Annotated in this window: 18 protein-coding genes; 6 read left to right on the forward strand and 12 right to left on the reverse strand. The window is 43.4% G+C overall.

Annotated features, from left to right (window positions below):
- Positions 1–1056, forward strand: a 1056-nt coding sequence (locus QZZ43_RS09405) for a gamma-glutamyl-gamma-aminobutyrate hydrolase family protein (protein WP_291858259.1), incomplete at its 5' end; no start/stop codon positions are given.
- Here QZZ43_RS09405 and QZZ43_RS09410 read toward each other — a convergent pair.
- The gene (locus QZZ43_RS09410; RefSeq protein WP_291858261.1) at positions 1048–2232 is read right to left on the reverse strand and encodes an App1 family protein; all 1185 of its coding nucleotides are present in this window, start codon (positions 2230–2232) and stop codon (positions 1048–1050) included. The two genes, QZZ43_RS09405 and QZZ43_RS09410, sit on opposite strands and share 9 nt — an antisense overlap.
- A gap of 83 nt (positions 2233–2315) precedes the next feature.
- Between QZZ43_RS09410 and QZZ43_RS09415 the strand changes: the two genes are divergently transcribed.
- A complete protein-coding gene (locus QZZ43_RS09415) occupies positions 2316–3239 on the forward strand; it encodes a diacylglycerol kinase family protein (protein WP_291858263.1) in 924 nt (307 codons plus the stop codon).
- Between the two features lie 294 nt (positions 3240–3533).
- Positions 3534–4322 (forward strand): trehalose-phosphatase, encoded by a 789-nt coding sequence (gene otsB / locus QZZ43_RS09420; protein ID WP_291858265.1) that lies wholly within the window; start codon positions 3534–3536, stop codon positions 4320–4322.
- Positions 4323–4416: 94 nt separating this feature from the next.
- On the opposite strand, the gene menB is transcribed toward otsB, so the two are convergent.
- The 10 genes from menB to QZZ43_RS09470 form a co-directional block, all read right to left on the reverse strand.
- Positions 4417–5235: a 1,4-dihydroxy-2-naphthoyl-CoA synthase gene (menB, locus tag QZZ43_RS09425; RefSeq protein WP_291858267.1), complete on the reverse strand. Its 819-nt coding sequence runs from the start codon at positions 5233–5235 to the stop codon at positions 4417–4419.
- Positions 5236–5424: 189 nt separating this feature from the next.
- Complete coding sequence (gene menD / locus QZZ43_RS09430; protein ID WP_291858269.1) at positions 5425–7116, reverse strand: 2-succinyl-5-enolpyruvyl-6-hydroxy-3-cyclohexene-1-carboxylic-acid synthase; 1692 nt, start codon at positions 7114–7116, stop codon at positions 5425–5427.
- Positions 7094–8215: a chorismate-binding protein gene (locus QZZ43_RS09435; protein ID WP_291858271.1), complete on the reverse strand. Its 1122-nt coding sequence runs from the start codon at positions 8213–8215 to the stop codon at positions 7094–7096. The genes menD and QZZ43_RS09435 overlap by 23 nt, the downstream gene beginning before the upstream one ends.
- 168 nt (positions 8216–8383) lie before the next feature.
- Positions 8384–8998, reverse strand: coding sequence for an START domain-containing protein (locus QZZ43_RS09440; protein WP_291858273.1), 615 nt, complete (start codon positions 8996–8998; stop codon positions 8384–8386).
- A gap of 160 nt (positions 8999–9158) precedes the next feature.
- Complete coding sequence (gene rluF / locus QZZ43_RS09445) at positions 9159–10070, reverse strand: 23S rRNA pseudouridine(2604) synthase RluF (protein ID WP_291858275.1); 912 nt, start codon at positions 10068–10070, stop codon at positions 9159–9161.
- Between the two features lie 3 nt (positions 10071–10073).
- Positions 10074–11117 carry a serine hydrolase gene (locus QZZ43_RS09450; protein WP_291858277.1) on the reverse strand — a complete coding sequence of 348 codons (1044 nt, stop codon included), beginning with the start codon at positions 11115–11117 and terminating at the stop codon, positions 10074–10076.
- Between the two features lie 254 nt (positions 11118–11371).
- Positions 11372–12148 (reverse strand): TIGR03915 family putative DNA repair protein, encoded by a 777-nt coding sequence (locus tag QZZ43_RS09455; RefSeq protein WP_291858279.1) that lies wholly within the window; start codon positions 12146–12148, stop codon positions 11372–11374.
- A gap of 2 nt (positions 12149–12150) precedes the next feature.
- Complete coding sequence (locus tag QZZ43_RS09460) at positions 12151–13398, reverse strand: putative DNA modification/repair radical SAM protein (RefSeq protein ID WP_291858281.1); 1248 nt, start codon at positions 13396–13398, stop codon at positions 12151–12153.
- A 110-nt stretch (positions 13399–13508) separates the two neighbouring features.
- Positions 13509–14327, reverse strand: coding sequence for a helix-turn-helix domain-containing protein (locus QZZ43_RS09465; protein WP_291858283.1), 819 nt, complete (start codon positions 14325–14327; stop codon positions 13509–13511).
- Between the two features lie 77 nt (positions 14328–14404).
- Entirely contained in the window at positions 14405–15262 is an 858-nt protein-coding gene (locus QZZ43_RS09470) for a helix-turn-helix domain-containing protein (protein ID WP_291858285.1), read from the reverse strand.
- 78 nt (positions 15263–15340) lie between these two features.
- On the opposite strand from QZZ43_RS09470, the gene QZZ43_RS09475 reads away from it, so the two are divergent.
- Positions 15341–16756: a DUF1593 domain-containing protein gene (locus QZZ43_RS09475; RefSeq protein ID WP_291858287.1), complete on the forward strand. Its 1416-nt coding sequence runs from the start codon at positions 15341–15343 to the stop codon at positions 16754–16756.
- Positions 16757–16818: 62 nt separating this feature from the next.
- Entirely contained in the window at positions 16819–17541 is a 723-nt protein-coding gene (locus tag QZZ43_RS09480) for a YkgJ family cysteine cluster protein (RefSeq protein ID WP_291858288.1), read from the forward strand.
- Here the strand turns inward: QZZ43_RS09480 and QZZ43_RS09485 are convergent.
- A complete protein-coding gene (locus tag QZZ43_RS09485) occupies positions 17538–19070 on the reverse strand; it encodes an AbgT family transporter (protein ID WP_291858290.1) in 1533 nt (510 codons plus the stop codon). The genes QZZ43_RS09480 and QZZ43_RS09485 overlap by 4 nt on opposite strands.
- 228 nt (positions 19071–19298) lie before the next feature.
- Between QZZ43_RS09485 and QZZ43_RS09490 the strand changes: the two genes are divergently transcribed.
- Positions 19299–21248, forward strand: a complete 1950-nt coding sequence (locus QZZ43_RS09490; RefSeq protein ID WP_291858292.1) for a SprB repeat-containing protein — start codon at positions 19299–19301, stop codon at positions 21246–21248.
- Positions 21249–21278: the final 30 nt, after the last annotated feature.

Genomic DNA, 21278 nt, shown 5'->3' on the forward strand with positions numbered 1-21278 from the left:
CATTTTGTACTATCCACGCTTATATTCTGTTTTTCTCTCCTGATTTCAGGGGCCCAAAACAACATTACCCAAATAGGTTTTGTAAACCCTACAGTTCGCAACATCGAGAAGATTGTTTATTTCAAAGAACACGGTGTCTTCTTGTTCGACAGTCTTTTGATGACCGGCTACTTTCATGCAGCCAACTCTGCTGAAATTGAAAAATCAGAACAATACCTCGCTGACCAACACATTGATTACATCAAAATTAAAACAATTCAGGGCAAAGTGTCAACAGACAGTTTATTCGTGCCCAATAAATGGAGCCGCCGGTTCGAAGAAATCTTAAATACTTCCGATGGATTAATATTCTTCGGAGGAGATGATATTCCACCTGCCATTTATGGAGAAAAAACTTTCATCACAACAGAAATAATTGAACGTGTCCGCAATTGGGAAATTTCCTTTATGTTTCATCTAATTGGAGGCAGTCAAAACCAAAAAGTTGCTCCATTATTACAACAAAATTCTGACTTCCCAATTATGGGTATTTGTCTGGGGATGCAGATCATGAATGTCGCTGCAGGAGGCTCTCTTTATCAAGACATTCCTGCACAATTGTACGGGGTAGAATTTTGCGAAGAAATTGCCACCATGCCGACCCATCAACAACACAAAAACTATTTATACGGAATTAATAATAACGACAACAAAACCTCATATATAGCCTTTCACCCCATTTCCATTGCTCCAAAAAGCTTCCTGAAAGCATTAGACTATTCTGATGAAATCTGTGTGCCTAGCGTACATCATCAGGCGGTAAAAAAGTTGGGAATGAACCTGAAAGAAACAGCCACTTCAAAAGACGGTAAAGTGGTGGAAGCCATTGAGCATATTGAATTCAAGAATGTTTACGGGATTCAGTTTCACATTGATTTTCCTGGGTTGTTTGCACCGGATAAGAAATATCAGATTACTCCGGATAAGGTCTTCATCCCATCAGAAAAGGAGAAGATATTTTATAAATCCATATGGAAAGACTTTAGCAACCGGGTTCGCGCTTCGCAATCAAGATGATGCCGGTTCTCTTTCGGGATAAAAAGAATCAGCAATACTGTAATTGTGGTCTTCGTGCAACTGTCGGGCAATATCCGGCATGGATGACGGCGCAATGAACCCATTCAACAAGGCATGGCGGGCAGCATCTTCCGTATTGTCAATCAACAACATAGGAACACCGACCTTTTCCATCTCCTTTGTAATTTCAAGGGTCTGCCTGTTTTTATGAGCCTTTCCAATGCATCGGATATAGACTGCTTTAACACGTCCCGGACATTCGCGAACCGCCTGAAGATAAAGAGACGGGTCGCGTTGACCACTGTCGCCAATCAACACGAAATCCAACTCCGGAAAGAAAGAAAACAAAAATCGAATTTTTTCCAGTTTGTGCTCGTGATCTCCACCTCCCGACTTCCAAAACTGAAAAATGCTATGTTCCATTTCCTGAAGCAAAAGCGGACCAGCAGGAATCTTCCGAAATTCAAAAAAATCGACCAGCAGGTCATACAGATTCCACTCACTACTGGAAACATAAAAAACCGGATTAGGGTGTTTCTGACCTTCAGCCCCCTTGCGAAGCGCCCTGTAAAATGCACCCACTCCCTCGAACGGAACACGTGTTCGGGCATTTTTAAAGAGCATCAGTTTGAGCTTTTTCAAGGTCTTGGTAGAGTGAGAAACCATCACAGTATCATCAATATCTGAAACAACTCCTAACGGAAGCTTCCCCGAAACCATCAGAATCTGTCCGGTTGCGATTATTTCCCCCTGATTTTCCACCACCTCATCCAGCAACTCAAAACAAACTTCCTCAAAATGGTTATTGGCTGGAATCTGCTCCTCAAACCGAAAAGAGCAATGGAAAATTCCAAGTTCGTTGGTCTCTACTACTTCTGATTTGCCATTAAAACTCACTTTAACCCGAACCCCGCCAATTTCATCACTCACATAGCGTTTAAACATGGCCAGCATATTGGTTCCGAGATTTTGTCCGGGCTTTGGTTTATCCAAACCCTTATCTTCCATCACGTTACCAGAAATATAAACATCATGACCATTGCTGAACCCCATATAAGGTTCAATAGTGGGAACACCCAACCAGCCAAGACGTTTCTTTATCCAAAGACGAGCCCGTCTAAACGGACTGCCAGCTTTTCGAAGAATATACCGGAAAGTTTTGGTTATAATGGGCATCTGAAGATTTGTTTTTTTATATTTAAAGAACCGAAAGCGATTAATGTTTAATCAAATTTAACCATTCCTTTAGAGAAAGCGATATGACCAACTCTGAAAACAGAAATATCTTATTCGTCATTAACCCCATTTCAGGAAACAATCAAAAAACTAATGTAACCGCTCAAATTGAGCGCATTTGTAATAAATATTCATTATTTCCCGAGTTTATAGAAACGACGGGAGAAAATGACAAAGAAAAAATTGCTAATGCCTTACAAAGTCAGAACCCTGAAACCGCTGTTGCTGTAGGTGGTGATGGAACAGTAAACCTGGTGGCCTCCCTGCTGATTGGCTCTGATATAAAACTTGGCATCATTCCCACCGGCTCAGCAAACGGAATGGCTTTTGAACTCAATATCCCATCAAATCTGGAACAAGCAATGGCGGTGATAGCCCGCGATGTGTCCCGCCCCATCGACCTGTTGAAAATCAACCGCGAGTACCTGGCCATTCACCTAAGCGACCTGGGGATGAATGCCAGAATCATAAAGCGTTTCGACCAGGAAAAAATCAGAGGACTCTATGGTTATGCCCGACAGTTTTTTAAAGAGCTAAAATCGCCTTCGCATTTTAAGTGCATCGTCGATTGCGAAGGAAAGAAGAGACGCAAATACAAGGCTGTAATGATTGTGATGACCAATACCCATTTCTTTGGAACAGGCGCCGTTGTAAATCCAACGGGAAAATTAGATGACGCAAAGTTTGAAATTGTCGTGATCAAGCCATACCCATGGTATTACATTTTCCACATGGTTTTTGCATTCTTCACAGGCAATATCCACCGGCTCAGACACATCAGAACCCTTTCGTGCCAACGGGCCACTTTAAAGATGAAACCTGCACCAGATCTACAGGTGGATGGAGAACCCGTCGGAAAACTCAAACAACTGGAAGTGGAGGTAATTCCGGCTGCCATTCACATTATATACAATCATCAGGAAAATCACTTCTTTGTGAAATCCTAAGTTTTCAATATCCCAAGGCAATATTGATAATTTTTTTTTACTATTGTCCGGAAAAACTATTATTTTGAAAGAAGATTGCTTCGCTCTGCTCGCAATGACTCTGTCTTAAAGTGTTTAGCAGGGTTGATAGGGGTTGATTTTCGGCAAAGCCGAAGATCAACCCCTACCAACCCTTAATATACTGCAAAGGCCTGTCATTGCGAACCAAGTGAAGCAATCTCAATTCTTTAACCGGACACCAATTTTTTTTTTATATATTTGATAAAACCGTTAAAACAAAATAAGATAAACACAATGACTGAAACTAATCCAAAGCCTGTTTTTGGCGACCAAAAAGATTTTTTTGAAGAACTGGAAGGAAGAAAACCTGCCCTGTTTTTGGATTACGATGGAACACTTACGCCGATTGTGAGTCGTCCGGAAGATGCCAAAATCAGCCCGAAAATGAAGGATTTGCTGGCTCAACTGGCAGAAAAATACACCGTAGCTGTAATCACCGGTCGCGATATGGATGATGTAAAAAAACTTGTAGGTCTGGATAATCTACTATACGCCGGAAGCCACGGATTCAGGATTTCAGGCCCCGACGGGCTTTACAGAGAGCACGAAAAAACCTCTGTTCTCTTGCCTGAACTAAGCATCATTGAAAAAGAATTAATGGAGCTTGAGCGGAAATACAAAGGTGTGCAAATCGACCGCAAACGATATGCCATCGGGGTGCATTACCGCAACGCCAAAGATGAGGAAATTGATGATATTCTGGCCGAATTTGAAAGGGTACTCGAAAACAACCCCGGCTACAAAAAGGGAACCGGCAAAAAAATTGTGGAGATAAAACCCGATCTCGACTGGCACAAAGGAAAAGCAGTTCTTTGGATTCTTCAGGAGCTTGGACTGGCAGATGATGAGTCTGTTCTACCCATTTACATTGGCGACGACGACACCGACGAAGATGCTTTCGAAGCGCTGGAAACAGATGGTATTGGCATCGGAATTATGGTAGAGCACAATGGGAAACCTACCCATGCATCTTACACCCTCAATGATGTGGATGAAGTGGCGGAGTTGTTTGCGAAACTTTAGTTTTGTTGAAATACAAAAGACACATAAGAAACAAAAACATCTGAAATGTTTTGTTTTCTTATGTGCCTTTTGTGTTTTATAAGTGTTCTAATCTTTACGGAAACTTTGGAAACTGCTTAAAATCAGGATCCCGCTTTTCCAAAAATGCTTTTCTACCCTCCTGTGCTTCTTCCATCAGGTAAAACATCAGGGTTGCATCGCCGGCCATCTCCATGATTCCTGTCTGTCCGTCCAGTTCGGCGTTTAATCCGCGTTTAATCATTCGCAAAGCCATAGGACTGCGTTGCAGCATGATTTTGCACCACTCCATGGTCTCTTCCTCCAGCCATTCGTGTGAAACAACCTTATTCACGAGCCCCATATTCTCGGCTTCTTCGGCTGAATACTGCTTGCACAAAAACCAAATTTCACGCGCTTTCTTTTGTCCCACGTGACGAGCCAGGTAAGACGAGCCAAATCCGGCATCAAAACTGCCAACCTTAGGCCCGCTTTGTCCGAAAATGGCCTTATCGCTTGCAACGGTTAAATCGCACACCACATGAAGCACATGACCGCCCCCAATGGCATAACCATTGACCATGGCAACCACAGGCTTGGGCAATGACCGAATACGTTTGTGTAAATCCAGCACATTGAGACGCGGCACTCCGTCCTCATCCAAATAACCGCCATGCCCCTTCACATTCTGGTCGCCTCCCGAACAAAAAGCTTTGTCTCCTGCGCCTGTCAAAACCACCACTCCTATATCCTGACGTTCGCGACAAATATCGAAAGCATCAATCATCTCTTTTACGGTCTGAGGACGAAAGGCATTATAGACCTTAGGCCGATTGATTGTGACTTTCCCTACTCCGTCACAAAACTCAAACTTAATGTCTTCGTACTCTTTGATGGTGCTCCAGTTATTTTGCATGATGTATTTATTTTGTTTATGAATATCTGCAAACATATTTAATACTAGCAACGATTGAGATTACTTTCCCGAAACCGGGACAGGCTGTTTCACTCGTAATGAGCTCACTCCTCCCATAAATACCATTCAAACGCTTGTCACTTCGAATGTAGTGGAGCAATCTTTTTTCTTAACCTGAAAACCAATCATTCAGCTATTTATCCTTAAAGTTTTAAAATAACTTCTTAAAATCTCACCGTTCTCTTCACCGGGAGTAAAAACCTCCAGCAATGCAGGGCTTCCTTTGTCGTTCCAAAAATGGTTTAGAATCTGAGTCAGCTCATTCTCATTTCCGGCAGCATAGTACTGCAACCCATAAGTTTCAGCAATTCCCCGGCATTGATGTGCTCTCTTAGCCTCGAAGAAATCTTCTAACTGAGGGGATTCTGATGGCCCCGGAATAAAACGGAAAATCCCACCACCCCCGTTATTGATTACTATCACACGGAAAGAATCCGGAAGATATTTATTCCATAAACCATTGGAATCGTAAAAGAACGCCAAATCGCCCGTTATCAGGGTTACCGGTTGCGACCCGGCTATTGAAGCACCAACTGCAGTACTCAAACACCCATCAATGCCACTGGTGCCCCGATTGGCATAGAAAGAAGCCTCCTTGGGCCACTCAAACAGCTGCCCGTAACGCACAGGAGTACTGTTTGAAAAGTGAACCTCCTGATTCTCCGGCATCAGCTCCGATAATATACCAAAGACTTTCAGGTCGCACCAGGTCACATTTTCCAAAAAGTTTTGGTGACGATCGCGGGTAATAGTTTTTGCTCCTTCCCAACTTTGCTGATAGAAGTCCGCAAAAGAATCCAATCGCTCAAAAAGCAAGGCGAGAATTTGCACCGCATTCCCGACAACCTGACGAGTTAAGCATTGATATGTATCAATTAACACCTCCTGGTTGGAAAAATGCCAATGCAGTTGAGAAGGACTATTTCTTATTCGTTGCTTTATCTTTTTTGAAAGAACCGGAGTATCCAGGGTAATTAATACCTCCGGCACAAAGGCTTGATCACTGCCCGAAAATCCTTCCAGCACGCGGTCTGTGTTTTCAAAGACACCCGGTTCATCAATATTCGAGAGGTTTTCGGTCATGACGACCACTCCTTTTGCTACCAAGGCCCTTACCAACTTAGTTAGGGCTGCATCAGGTGATGTGGCCCCGATTATCAGCATCACTTTTTGATGACCGCTGATTTCTTCCTGCAAAAGAGTGAGTAACGCTTCACTAACAGTTTGGTCTTCGGAGCGCTGAACCACAGGAGACGAAGGAACGGAATCCATTGGGACTGTATTGTAAAGCGGCTCTCTGAAAGGAACATTGATGTGCACAGGCCCATTAACAATTCCCAATGCACGATGAAAAGCCTCATTGAGCATCCGATTGACAAGCAATGCATCGCCATCAGCCGGTTCTTCTGTCGGAAGCTGGCACTCATAACGCACAAAATTCCCGAATATTCCGGGCTGTCGAATGGTTTGTCCATCAGCCTGATCAACAAATTCTGGTGGCCGATCTGAAGTGATGGCAATCAACGGAATCTGCTGATAATAAGCTTCTGCCAACGCTGGGGCATAGTTCAAAGCAGCTGTTCCACTGGTACAGGCCATCACCACCGGCTCGCCGGTTTTCCGGGCCAGTCCCAAAGCAAAATAGGCAGCTGAACGTTCATCCACAATGGTGTAACATCTGAACTTCCCACTCGCGGGAAAAGAGATAAGAAAAGGAGCGTTGCGAGAGCCGGGAGAAAGCACCACATGTCTTACCCCATAGGCAAAACAGTGCTCCAGAATATTTTTTACCACCGGTTTATCGGAGATGGATGGACTCATTGAAAAATTTTTGTTTTACTGATTTCAGTACTGACAGTAATGTCCTGGCCTTGAGCCGGGTTTCTTCCCATTCATTCTCTTCACGGGAACCCCTGGTAATGCCACCACCAAGATACAAAACTGCATTGTTCTGCCCTAATTGCATGGAACGGATATTCACAAAAAAACGAAAGCCCTCCTTGCTGACAGGCCCCAAAAAGCCACTGTAAAAACCGCGTTCAAACTTCTCGGCTTCAATAAGGACTTCCAAAGATTTCTCCTTGGGATACCCACCTACGGCAGGAGTTGGATGAAGTGAATCAATAAATTTACCTGGTTGTTTCCTGATTTTGTCATCCTTAAACTGGTAGGAAGTCCGCAGATGTACCATTGCCCCGGCCCTGACCGGCTCCGGCCCCGACTTCTTGTATTGATTGATTCCATAGCTGGAAAGAACCTCGTCCACAAAAACAGAAACAAGCCCCTGCTCTTCGAGTTCTTTCATATTCCAGTCCTCACTGTGCAGTTCCGTTTTCCGGGTTGCAGCCAATGCAACGGTACGGAAACTGTCAAAGGACTTTTCCAAAAACAACTCCGGACTGGCACCCATCCACCTGCCGGTTTCAGGGTGGTCTATGAAATAAACAAAAGCGTTGGGGTAAGTAATGCAAAGAAGCTCAAAAACTCCCGGCAAAATAGTTGAAGGCACATCATCAACATTCAGTTTCCTGGCCAATACCACTTTGTCCACCAGTTTCTTGTCCAAAGCCTGCTTAACCAGGGAAAAAGATTTCCCATAAAGTGTTCTGACCTCAGCAGATTCGGCCTCCATCTGAAACGGAGTATTGTCTTTTACAGATTTTGTAACTTCAAATGGTGCAGGTTTGTCTTCAGGCCACAAGGCAAAAAGTCCTTCCGATAACCTAAAGGGAGCGACAATAAAAGCTCCTTCAAAATTTTCGGTTGAAAACTCTTTCACATCAATCCGCTTAATATCACCCACCGAAAAAGCATGTCCCTGCTCTTCCCCGGGCATTCGCCAGGCTACAAAATTCCGGTTCCCGTTTATAAATGCGGAAACTGCTTTTTCTGCACTTTGTATGTAATCTTTATTATCCAAGTCGTCCTTTTTGGAGAGAAACGCAAAGATAACCAAAAAGGTTGAGTTTGGGTTCTGTGTTTTGAGTTCCGGGTTTTTGAGGTCGGGTTGTGGGCTGATTCCCCCTTCAGGGGGTTAGGGGGTGAGCGAAGGGAGTTCTGAGTTTCGGGTTTTGAGATGAGTCCTGATTTACTCCTTCCCCACTTCCTGAATTATCCCGGAAATGAAGCGAAATGGAGTATTGACAATGAATAGATTCACAACCCAAACCGGGATAGATCCACCTACATCGACCCAACCTGTAACGGTGATCTGGCTTTCATTCTGGTTTATACCTTCTTTAATCGTCCATTTTTCATTAAAATCTTCTATACGAACCGTGCCCGGATTCTTTGGAAGATATTCCGGCAAATCATTCGATTCAATAAAAATCCCATTCTGACCCTTCGTTACCAACATTTCCGTTACCATTTCACGGTTTTTAACCGGCCAGGGCATTTTTAAACGCATGTAGTTTATGTAACGCCGGTCTTTTTGATGCTCCAGAAATCTGATTGAGTCCACCGACTTCATATATTGTAAATTCTCCCTAAAATCAACAACCTGCCTGTAAACAACTTCCGGCTTTACTGAAATTTTGGTGACAACCTTATACATGTAAATGTGTGTATCCTCTTTTTCTTTAGTATAAACTTTTATACCATCCTCATTTTTTCTGAGCTGCCAACCATCTTCTCCGGCAGAAGCATTGGAAAAAGAAATGACAAAGAAAATAATCATTAACAGGCAAAAAGGTTTGTTCATAAGTTCAGATTTATTTTTAAACAATCTGAGCTGCAAATGAGTTCAATTCAGGGATAGCCTAAAAATCATGAAAAGTATTTACCAATCAGCGGGACACCAATAATACGCATACTGTTACATGACAGGCAGTTGCTTACCTGCCAATAGGCCTTAACAGTAATCATCGCCTGCCTGATTTACGAAAAGCCTTGCTTTTAGGGTTCTGTTTACCATCCTTGTTTATACCGGTTCTACCTTTTTTGTTATTGGATGAAAGTCCCGGTAAAGATTTTTGCGGGCCGGCTGTTTTTGAAATTGAAGTTTTTTTCTTTTTAACAGAGGGTTTTGAATTTGACTTTTTTTCTTCTAACCCGGATGAATCTTTAACCATGTCGTAAATGACCTTCATTTCGCTTTCGGTTAAATCTCTCCATGCGCCAACGGGCAAGCCTTTCAAATCTATATTCATAATTCGGACCCGTTCCAGTTTTTGTACATTATATCCAAAATGGCTACACATCCTACGTATCTGCCGGTTTAGTCCTTGTACCAAAATAATTCTGAACCTTTTTTCGCCTTCCTTTACCACCTTACACTTTTTAGTGGTAACACCCAGAATGGGAACGCCATTTGCCATGCCGGTGATCATTCTTGGGGTTAGAGGCTTATTTACCGTCACAACATATTCCTTTTCATGCTTATTTCCTGCCCGCAAAATCTTGTTTACAATATCACCATTGTTGGTTAAGAATATGAGTCCCTGCGAATCTTTATCCAATCGACCAATAGGGAAAAGCCGTTTGCTGTGATTTACAAACTGTACAATATTATTCGGCACTTTTCCTTCTGTTGTTGATGTTACTCCAACAGGTTTATTCAATGCAATAAAAACAATATCATCATCTTGCCTTGGTTCCATTTCTTTTCCATTGACACTTACTTTGTCACCTACCTTCACTTGATCGCCAATATTTGCTTTGCGTCCATTTAGAATTACAACTCCCTGTTCAATAAAACGGTCGGCTTCGCGCCTGGAACAAATCCCGCTTTCGCTAATAAATTTATTGATGCGTATGGAACTTCTTTCTTGCATGTATTAAAAGTTTGAATTTTTTCTTCTCAATATTTTCACTATTCGATTATATGTAATCTCCGAAATACTCCAGTTGTATCCATCAAAATCGGTTGTATTCGTAAATTGAACAACAACCGCATCAATGTCTTGGTGGTATTTGGCAATACTTTGATAACCAGGAACCAATCCAGAATGGTTGTATTTGTAAATTGAAGAATAGAGTTCCTGTTCCCCCGCATCAAGCAATGATCCATGGTTTAATGCCCTTACGAAAATGCCAACTTCTTCTGCTGTCGCCAACATGGAACCATAATCAATCGTCTTGATATCTTCATCAACGCCCTCGTAATAACCACTCATCACATCATCTATGTTGACATCATGAATCGAACTGAAAGTATTTTTGAGTCCAAGTGGGATTAGAACTTCCTCCTTAATGTATTGAAATTTACTGTAGCCCAACACTTTTTCGATAATTTTGGATATCAGTAAATAATTGGTATTTGAATATTCATATTTTTCGTCTGGTGCAAAATTAGCAGGCAAATCGAGAATTCGTTCAAGGCCTTCATTACTATTTTTGGGTGGGTCGGTCCAAAAGTTTGGGGTATCGGTTAAGTTGGGAATACCACTCCGATGCTGAACCATCATTCTCAAGGTGATTCTTTCTGCATTTTCAATTCTTCCCTCCAATTCAGGAAAATAAAATGCCAATGGTTTATCCAATGATAATCTTTTGTCGCTGACCAATTTCGTAACAGCAACAGCATCATACAACTTGCCAATACTGGCAATCTTGAATAGGGCTTTTGGATTTGCAGGTAGTTTATTGTTTCGGTCATGCCAGCCAGCCGCATAAAATGCCGGCGGTTTGCCAGATTTGTCCACATAGACAATAATTCCGTCAAACCCATAACTAATTGCTTTATCTACTTGTTCCTGAACTGAATTCGGCAATGGCGTTAACCACATCTTTACCAAAATCCATGGCACAAAAAACATGGAAGCAATGGTTCCAAAAAGTAATACTATTCTGAGAATTTGTTTAGTTTGTTTCTTGGTCATACTTAAAAAACGGTCGATTGAAACGGTTAATAACCTTTTTCAGAATCATAATTTTAATCATTTCTTGATTTATGGCTCAAGTCAAAAATATTACACCCTAATATAATATTTTCCAAAAAACAGATTTATTTGTTGAGTTTTGTCCCTTGCATTCCAGTGATAACGATTTCGTATATGTTTTAGTTTGGCAATTCGATACACAAACCTTTCAATTTTTTACGCTTCGTATGTCCTTCCCCCCTTCGGGCAATTGATTATCGAAGTGCATCAAGCTTTTTCTCCGTCAAATGTTTCCAGAACCGTTTAGGCATAAACTGACGCTGAAGCCGGGGATTGGTTCGTTCCTTAATGGCAATACTCTTGAAAAAAGTGCGCCACAACTCCTGCCATTGTTGCTCGTCCGGACTTTGGGCATTCTTTTGGAGACTGCCTGTTTCCATGTCAAAAGAGGGGTTTTCTATGGTCACCTCTTCCACCGAATTTGTATCATAGAAATAACCGTATTTCCGCTCTGTGTCAAAAATCAACCATGCCTGGTCCGCAAAGCGTGATTTGAAATGGTTCAATGTCATCGGCAGTATGTCATACTTTGGAGAGATTGGCGCAAACCAGGTTCCGTCGGCCGCCTGCTCAAAACGCAGAAACATATACAACCTGTGAACTTCCCGGAGAACCTTTCGCTCCAATTGCGTAAAGCGAAGTACCTCGCTCAGTGACAAGTCATTCGCTACATTTTTTTTATTATCAAACAGTTGTTTCAGGATGAAGAACATCAAGTCCTCAACGTCCGGTTCTCTGGATAAAAATACATGCATAAAGCGCTGACACAGCCGTTTTCCCCCTGCTTTTTCAATTCCCTTCCATACTCTGTCGGCCCGCTCATTTACTGTGGGCACATCCATTATCTTCTCAAACAGACCGGGAGCAGCATCAGGAGGAATGATTGCAGCAGGTTCCTGCCCTCTGTCCCACAGTTCGAATACTGCGGAAAGGAAACCGGGAAATGTACCGTCGTATCTGTATTGGAGCATATTCAAAACAGCTTTAATTGTACCGCATCAGGAGTAAGCTTTCGGGCCGATTTATCCAGAAACATCATTCTCAAATGGTTGGGTTGAAAATCGGGTGCTTTTCGACCGGCCAGTTCGCGGCAGGTAATAAAGAACCGGGCACGTTTCAGAACCACTCCCATTTTCTTGAGCAAATAGGATGACACATGCCCATATCGGCGGGCACTCAAAATCAACCTGGCGCTCTTAGGGCCTATCCCAGGGACCCGAAGAAGCAAATGTAAATCAGCGCTTTGTATATCTACCGGGAACAACTCGGGGTGTCGCAAAGCATAAGCCAGTTTGGGATCCAGTTCCAAATCTAAATCAGGATGAGATTCATCTATAATTTCATCCACCTTAAACTCATAAAAACGCATCAGCCAATCGGCCTGATACAGTCGGTTCTCCCGGCGCAAAGGGGGCACATCAATGGCAGGCAACCGGCTGTCCGCGGTATTGGTATGAATATATCCAGAATAATAAACCCGTTTAAGTCGGTTTTCATTATAAAGCGAACTGGCCAGGTGAAGCACCTGATTGTCGGTATCGGCAGTAGCACCGATTATCAGCTGGGTACTCTGACCGGCAGGAACAAACCGTGGAGTATTACGGGCAGTTCGCCGGGCAGGCAGATATTCCTGTTGCGTTTCATTAATCAGATGCATCGGTTTCAGTACACTATTATAATCCTTCTCAGGTGCCAGATATTTCAGATTTTCCTCGGATGGTATTTCGATGTTTACACTCATCCGATCCGCATACAGGCCGGCCTCCCGGATCAGTGCATCATCAGCGCCCGGAATGGCTTTCAGGTGAATGTATCCGTTAAACCGATGAACCTGGCGCAGATCTTTTACCACTTTAGTCAACCGCGCCATGGTGAAATCGGGATTGCGTATGACTCCGCTACTCAGAAACAACCCTTCAATATAATTTCTGCGATAAAAATTGATGGTGATATCGACCAACTCTTCGGGAGTAAAAGCAGCCCGCGGAATATCATTTGTTCTGCGATTGATGCAATAGGCACAATCATAAATGCATTGATTGGTAAACAGAACTTTGAGCAAAGAAATGCAACGCCCGTCATCAGCAAAACTGTGACAAATACCTGCAGACACAGCAGAGCCCAAACCACCACTATTTTCCCGCTGACTGCCACTGGTGGCGCACGAAACATCGTATTTGGCAGCTGAGGCAAGTATTTTTAGTTTTTCGAATTTATCCATGGTTTGCGGTAGAATGGTATAAGGGTGGAAGGGTGGGAAAGGGCATAGGGCATGGGGCATAGACCCTGAAAATTCGAAACATACCTGGCCCCCTGCTCTGTGCCCTATGCTCAGTGCCCAACACCCTTTCCGGTAAGCAAATGGTCTTTTAAAGCTCCCACATCCTGCTGAATGGTATTAATGGAGCGCAAAAGATGCTCCACTTCCACCTTTCCCTGGGGCAATTCGGGGCTGATATAATGGACAAAGCGCCAGATTTCGCGAATCTCCTCCACAGCCAGGTCGTAAGGTTCATAAAGTGGATTCAGGCTGATACATTTAACACTGCCTTTCTGTTTAATCTCGTTTTGAACAATCTTAAACGATATTCCCTCATCCCGGGTGACAATGATGCAGGCATCTCCATTCTTTATGGTGTACCAGTCGAGAATAAACTCCCCTGTCACCCAGGCTCCTTCTGGAACCGGCAACATGGAGTCGCCACTAATCTGAAAAGTACGATACTTCTTCTCCCTGTCGAGAAACGGCAACCGAAAAACCGGAAGAGAGCTGATGTACTCCGGATCGGAAAATCCGGTCAGGTATCCCGCTTTGGCTTTCTCGGGAACCAACTCAATGTTCTCCTCGTTATCGGGTCCCACCGTAGAAGTCAGCACCCGCAAACGGGAACCGCGTATATAAACATCGTTTCCGCCCTCCAGGTCTTTTAACTGAAAGTTGGTCAGTTTGGATAAATCCACCCTCACGAGAGTGTCCATCGACAAACCAAAATAATCTGCCAGGGTCGTCAACACATCCAGTGGAGGCCCGGAGACTTTGTTCTCATAATTATTGAGTGTGGGACGCTTAATTCCCAGAGCAACTGCCAGATGTTCCTGGGTAAGTCCCCGTCGCTTTCGCAACAACCGAAGGTTTGATGAAAAGAACATGCTTAGTTTTTAATCGCAAATAAAGATTAATTTTTAAGCAAATATATATAACAGAAATTAATAGGGCAATAAAAAAATCAAATAAACCCGAAAAACTTTTTCCTGTATTCCCGAGGAGTACATTTGTTTATTTTCTTAAAAGCCGCATTAAACCTGTTAATCGAATTAAAACCACATTCAAAACAGATATCAGAAATACTTGTATCCGTTGATATCAGCTTCCGCTGAGCCTGGCCTATTCGCTCCTGCTGGATGTATTCAGTCAGGGTCATACCAAATGTTCTTTTAAAAACCGAATTTGCATAATCAGGGTGAAAACCTGCCGCATGCCCAATATCTGCCACTTTTATAGGACGGTCATAATTCTGGGCAATAAACAAGGCAATTCGTTCTATCTGGCTGATTTCACCATCATATATCTTTATCAAACTACGCGCTCTTGTATCCAATACTCTGTCGGCCATTCGTAATAACCGTGCACGCACTTCCAGCAATGAAGCATCTACCCCTCTGTTTTCAGCATAATCATCAATCCATTGCCGAAAAATTAACTTATCATAAGAAGAATAATCTCCCGGTTCATCAATTAAAAACTCTCCTTTCAGCACCCTTTCAACAAATGTGGCCGGTAATTTCCACTCCAAAAACCGGGAAAGAGGAATAGTTCCCACAAAGTAAGGAGCAGATTCAGAGAAATCAACAATCTGATGAGGGACAAGCCCCCAAAACAGAGCAAAACTCTTTGGTGGAATGGTTACTCTGGAACCTTGAAAAAGATAAGTAATGCCTCTCTCCGGGAAAAAATTTATTTCAATTTCATTATGTCTGTCCGGTTTTCTCATCACATCGGGAACCCAAACTTCAAAGGTCAATCCATACGGCTTAAACTTGCCCCGCTTTTCATCAAATCTGTGAACAATCTCGGAATTCGGCATATTTATCTTAAAAAAAGATTAGTATTAATCATTAGACGAGATTAAATTTACACTTTAAAATTGTAAAACAAACTAAGTATGAAAAAGAACTGGTTTCTTCTTATTCTGGCTATTTTAATAATACAGGGGGCGGCATCCCAGAAAAACCAACTTCAACAGAGTGATTCCTCTGCATTGAAACCACGAATCGTTGTACTTACAGATATCTCAACATGGGAACCTGATGACAGTGAGTCGTTGGTCAGACTTCTGGTAAATGCGGATCTTTTTGAGATTGAAGGACTAATCTATACAACAGGTTGGAGCCTGGAGGAAACTCGCGACGACTTTCTCCAACTTATTCACGACAGGATTGATGCCTATGAAAAAGACTTGCCAAATCTAATGAAACGATCAGCACAAACAGATTTCAAAAAGGATGAATCAAAACAGAAAATCGGCTACTGGCCCAGCCCTGAATATTTAAGAGCCCGCACGATGGTTGGCAGTAAGAAGAGAGGCATGGAGCACATAGGAGAAGATAACATTTCTGATGGAAGCAATCTGATTATCAATCAGGCTGGAAAGAACGACGACCGTCCTTTATGGATATTACTTTGGGGAGGTGGCAATACCCTTGCGCAAGCAATCTGGCAGGTTCAGGAGCAAAGAGATGAGAACGCACTCAGAGCCTTCCTGCATAAAATCCCAACCTATGCAATTACCGACCAGGACAGATCTTACAAAAGCGGCACACCCTATAACATCAGTTCCCAGCAGTGGATACGCACAGAATTTGAAAAGGATCTGATGTATTTTTGGGATGAATGCGCCTGGAAATTTCAGAATGGAACCGGACGAAAAAACTGGGATGAGTATGCACAGCACATTCAAAGTAAAGGAAATCTGGGAAAGCAATATCCCAAATATAAATACGGAGTCGAAGGAGATACTCCCTCATTCCTTCATATCATTCCCAATGGGCTGAATAACTGGCTTGCTCCGAACCAGGCTGGCTGGGGTGGCTATTTCGAATGGGGTATTGGGCCCGACAGCATTTCCTATGCCTATACCAATCATAAAGGAAAAGCTTTTGAGATTTGCACCAAATATGAAGATCTATTTTATCCGGCCACTTTCAATGATTTTGTTGCAAGAATGGACTGGGCCGACTGCGGTGAAGGAAACCGCAATCCCGAAATTATGCTTAACGGAAACAAAGACTTCACCCCTTTGCATATTAGCAGGAAGCCGGGAAAACAAATTAAACTTGATGGCTCAAAATCTTTTGATCCCGATGGAGATCAACTCAACTTCAAATGGTGGGTCATGCCGGAATCAGGAACCTACAACGAGAGGGTCACAATCCCTGAAAATCATTCAAGCTCAATAATATTTACAGTACCTAAGGGATCCCAAGGTCAGACTTTTCACGTGATATGCGAAGTGACCGACAACGGGGAGCCACAGCTTACCCGTTATCGCCGTATCATTGTTCATTCAACTTCTGACTAACAACCATATTTTCCATATCTTTCGTATCTTGTCCCATCATATTTTTGATGTTTACAAAAGACATGGTTCAACAAATTCGTCCCGAAGGTTTCGAACAGATATTCTTTGCCGATGGCAACAACCTGGGCAAGGCCTATCCTGTGCAGCAGGAGCTTTCGAAATTAAAGATTGCCCAGCGACAACTTTACCATAATGTTGACTTACTGATTGATGCCTTTTCGCAACGGTGTGAGAGTGACAACGTTCCGGTAGCCTGCCACATGGGATGCCAATGGTGCTGTCATCAGGCCGTTTTTGCCTCTACTCATGAAATGGTGGTGCTGATGGATTATCTGGAAAAAAGATTTTCATCTGAAGTGGTTGATGAAATTAAGCAAAAAGCTAAGGCGAAAGAAGCAAAACTTTCCGGTTTATCACCCCAAGAGGCATTAAACACCAGCCACCCATGCCCTTTTCTGAGGAAAGGCAGTTGTATGGTTTACCCTGTTCGCCCCCTCGGTTGCCGGATTTATCTCTCTTCCAACGAAGAAAGCTGCAAAGCCAAGTATCAGCATCCGGAAGATCCCAAAGCAATACCTGCTCTTTTTGATTTCACCCTGAAAGCAGGACGACAACTCAATGAGGGATTTGCAGCAGCCCTAAAAGAAGAAGGACTCTCCGTTGAGGAGCATCGAATCGAACACATTTTCCTTCAATTATTGAAATTGCCAGACAAAAAAAATGAATGGCTGCACGGTGCAACCATTCATGAAAGTTTTCCTTTTGATGAAATTAAAGAAAATTAGTTGGGCATTACATATTCCAGTCCGGCACCAGGCCCCAGCGGGAAGCCAAAAGTCAGCCAGATAATCAGCAAAATACTCCAACCAATGAAAAATGCAATGGAATAAGGAATCATGGTTGCCATAACGGTTCCCAGTCCTGCCTTTTCATCGTATTTGCCAAAATAGGCAATTATCAGTGCAAAGAAACTCATCATAGGAGAAATAATGTTGGTCACAGAGTCTCCGATGCGGTAAACAGCCTGAGAGAGTTCCGGTGAATAGCCCAACAACATAAACATCGGCACAAAGATAGGCGCCATAATGGCCCATTTGGCTGATGCACTCCCCATCAGCATGTTGATTGCTGCTGACAGGAGTACAAACAGCAACATGAGGGGAATGACGCCCAAATCTGCAGCCATCAATGCTTCTGCCCCATTCACGGCCATTATTACCCCAAGATTACTCCATTTAAAATAGGCAACGAATTGCGCAGCAAAAAAGACCAGCACAAAGTACGTGGTTAGCGTCCGCATACTGTCTGCCATACTTTTTGCCACATCCGAGTCGTTTTTATATTTGCCCATGATGGCCCCGTAAACAATACCCATGGTACCTGCAATCAGGAACAGTAAAGCAATTACACCGCGAATAATTGGTGAAGAAAGAATTCCCCCATCATCACCTCTCAGTATTCCGTTTTCGGGGAGAATCCCGATAAGAATAATGGTCACCCAAAACACAAACACCAGAAGACTCCAAAGCAATCCTTTTTTCTCTTTCGGGGATAACCCTTCCAGCTTATCCTGGCCGTGAGGCCCTGAATAATTACCAAAGCGGGGCGCAACAATTTTTTCGGTAACCCGGGTACCAATTGCAGCAATCAGAAAGGTAGAGACAATCATAAAATAGTAGTTGGCCGTTGGATTGACCTCATACGTTGGGTCAATAATCCTTGCCCCTTCCTGTGAGAGTCCGGCCAGCAACGGATCAACTGTTCCCAGAATCAAGTTGGCACTGAAACCACCTGAAACCCCGGCAAAAGCAGCTGCCATCCCCACGATCGGATGACGCCCCACCGACTGGAAAATAATACCCCCAAGAGGAATCAACAACACATAACCAATATCACTGGCAAAATTGGACAAAATACCTGAAAACACCAGGACAAACGTCAGTAAACGCCTGGGCGATGACAAGACCAACAACCTAATAAAAGCCGCAATCAAACCGCTCGATTCCGCAATTCCGATACCCAACATGGCTACCATCACAATTCCCAGAGGTGCAAACCCGGTATAGTTTTCCACCATTCGGTCCATAATCATGGCAATTCCATCCTTACTGAAAAGATTGACCACCTGAATGGTTTCTCCGGTTCCGGGATGTTGAACATTCCATCCCAGCCATGCACCTATTGCTGATAAAACAAGAGCTGAAAGGGCAAAGATGCCAAACAAAGTAGCAGGATGCGGAAGTGCATTCCCTCCTTTTTCCAGAATATTCAGAAACTTGTCAAAAAAACTTTTCTTCTTAACTTTTTCACTCATGCCTATCGCTTTAAATATCAATACAACTTTTCCGGCCCGAAAATATAAAAATTCTCCTTTAACAAAACTGATTTATGTTTTCCAACCTCTTAATGGTTCTTACGTCTGAATAAATACAAGCAAACAGGGATAAATGTTTGTTTTTCTTACACCAAAGCAATATTTATCCTGACAAATGAAACTTTTTCGCTGATTTTTAGTACTTAAAACTGAACAATATTTTTGAACATGGCCCCATTTTACCGTTTTTTTCGAAGTAACCCCGAATCTCTGAAATTGATTCCGGGAGTTGTTCTTTCCGGACTTCTCTTTTTTACATCGCCCACAGCAAGCGCGGCAACCAGACAGGAAGATTGTTCCGATGGGTTCGCCACAACCATTGAGTCTGTGCAGGTAGAAGACCAATGTGTTGTTCTTGAACTTCTCATTGAAGCCACCGGCACCTCAAAATTTGCACTTTCTCATTTTATTGCAGAGGTTCCCTGCGGAGAAATTTCAGCGGCTTCCAATTCCGAAGGATGGAAAATGGAGTATCCAGTGACTGATCCCACCAGTGGCGTCACAGGAATAAAGGTGGACGATATTTCAGGATTTGGAGAAAATGGTCCAGAAACATTCCGCCTTACCTACACTGTGTGTGCGACGGACGATACCTGCCTGGACATGATACTCCAACAAAGCTTCGAAGTAGCCTACAAAGCTGGAACATGTATCAGTAAAGAGGTAATCACCCCCGTAAACCAACCGCTTTCTGCCAACCTCGAAGCAACTCACCTTACCTGCTTTGGCGCTGACAATGGAAACATCGTGGTAACTGTTAATGGCGGAGTTCCTCCATATCAGTTTCAATGGTCAAACGGAGACACTTCTCAAAATATTGAGAACCTTCCCAAAGGGATATACAATCTTACTATCACCGATGCTGCCGAAAACTCACTGGTCCTTTCAACCCAGATGGAGGAACCATCTCCTATTCAGGCTTCGGCAAATGTTACAAAAACTGAATGTGGCCAAGCTGCCGGTGCAATTGACTTGTCAGTAAATGGCGGAACAGGACCTTACAAGTTTTTATGGAGCGAAGGCCAAACAACTGAAGACTTAAATCAACTCTTTGCCGGAAACTACAGTGTTACCATAACCGACAGCAACGGATGCCAAAAAGAGGTGTCCTATACAGTTAAAGAGACAAGTTCTCTGCAGATTGAGGCTTCCCAGATTAACCTGCAATGTCATGAAACCGGCTCAGGGAGTATCAACATCGATGTTTCGGGTGGAACGGCCCCATATTCCTATTTGTGGTCAACCGGTGATACCACCAAAAATTTATCCAACCTCGACGAGGGAACCTATTTCATTTGGGTTTCAGATGATATGGGGTGTAACCAGTCCCGTCAAATCAAAGTCACCAAAGAACAAATCCAGGCAGAAATCACCTCAATCAACGCCGGATGTCTGGAAGATAATGGTAGCGCCACCATAACTTCGCTCAATGGCAGCGAGCCCTACAACATCGAATGGGCCAATGGAGAAACCGGCCTGACTGCTAATAACCTGGCTCCGGGCACGCATTTTGTCGAAATAACCGACAGCAACGGTTGTCAAACAACTGAAGAAGTAACCATCAACCGTGACAATGGCCCCCAAATCATTGTTTCATCAGCATGGACAGGTTGCTCCACCGAAGATTCCATTGAGGTGTCCCTAACTGCTTCCGGTGGACAAGAACCTTATAAATGGTTGGTCAGCGAAGAATTTTCTTCAGAGACTTTTTATGTAACCAAAGAAACCGAACTTTTGGTCACAGCAACCGACCAAAATGGATGTGCTACCTCAGAAATGGTCACAGTTAGTCCCAACCCCGCAGGCCCACAAATCAATCTGAATATTATTGATGCCTCCTGTACCAATCCCACGGGAGCGGCTTCAGTAATTGTTCAGGGAGAGGGCCCCTTTCCGGTTTTCTGGGATGGAATTCAGGGCTCCACTTACAAAGGTGGATTGGAACCCGGCACCCATGAGGTAAAAGTGGTTGACAGCAACGGCTGCGAAACCATCGAAGCCTTTTCCATCAGCGAAATGGTTGTTCCTACCGTGAAAATCCTTACTACGGAAACAGAGGTGGATTGCAACAGCCCAAACAATCTGCTAAACGCAACTGTCACCAATGCGGAAACCTAAAGTTGGGAGTTCGAAAGCTCGGATAACTCC

Source organism: Marinilabilia sp. (assembly GCF_016278715.1).
Lineage (GTDB): Bacteria > Bacteroidota > Bacteroidia > Bacteroidales > Marinilabiliaceae > Marinilabilia.

Coding starts and splice junctions, on each gene's coding strand:
- menB (WP_291858267.1), bottom strand. CDS start 5,235: ATGCAAAATAACTGGAGCACCATCAAAGAGTACGAAGACATTAAGTTT.
- QZZ43_RS09410 (WP_291858261.1), bottom strand. CDS start 2,232: ATGCCCATTATAACCAAAACTTTCCGGTATATTCTTCGAAAAGCTGGC.
- QZZ43_RS09450 (WP_291858277.1), bottom strand. CDS start 11,117: ATGACCAAGAAACAAACTAAACAAATTCTCAGAATAGTATTACTTTTT.
- rluF (WP_291858275.1), bottom strand. CDS start 10,070: ATGCAAGAAAGAAGTTCCATACGCATCAATAAATTTATTAGCGAAAGC.
- QZZ43_RS09460 (WP_291858281.1), bottom strand. CDS start 13,398: ATGGATAAATTCGAAAAACTAAAAATACTTGCCTCAGCTGCCAAATAC.
- QZZ43_RS09470 (WP_291858285.1), bottom strand. CDS start 15,262: ATGCCGAATTCCGAGATTGTTCACAGATTTGATGAAAAGCGGGGCAAG.
- QZZ43_RS09485 (WP_291858290.1), bottom strand. CDS start 19,070: ATGAGTGAAAAAGTTAAGAAGAAAAGTTTTTTTGACAAGTTTCTGAAT.
- QZZ43_RS09415 (WP_291858263.1), top strand. CDS start 2,316: ATGACCAACTCTGAAAACAGAAATATCTTATTCGTCATTAACCCCATT.
- QZZ43_RS09490 (WP_291858292.1), top strand. CDS start 19,299: ATGGCCCCATTTTACCGTTTTTTTCGAAGTAACCCCGAATCTCTGAAA.
- otsB (WP_291858265.1), top strand. CDS start 3,534: ATGACTGAAACTAATCCAAAGCCTGTTTTTGGCGACCAAAAAGATTTT.
- QZZ43_RS09480 (WP_291858288.1), top strand. CDS start 16,819: ATGGTTCAACAAATTCGTCCCGAAGGTTTCGAACAGATATTCTTTGCC.
- QZZ43_RS09440 (WP_291858273.1), bottom strand. CDS start 8,998: ATGAACAAACCTTTTTGCCTGTTAATGATTATTTTCTTTGTCATTTCT.
- QZZ43_RS09475 (WP_291858287.1), top strand. CDS start 15,341: ATGAAAAAGAACTGGTTTCTTCTTATTCTGGCTATTTTAATAATACAG.
- menD (WP_291858269.1), bottom strand. CDS start 7,116: ATGAGTCCATCCATCTCCGATAAACCGGTGGTAAAAAATATTCTGGAG.
- QZZ43_RS09455 (WP_291858279.1), bottom strand. CDS start 12,148: ATGCTCCAATACAGATACGACGGTACATTTCCCGGTTTCCTTTCCGCA.
- QZZ43_RS09465 (WP_291858283.1), bottom strand. CDS start 14,327: ATGTTCTTTTCATCAAACCTTCGGTTGTTGCGAAAGCGACGGGGACTT.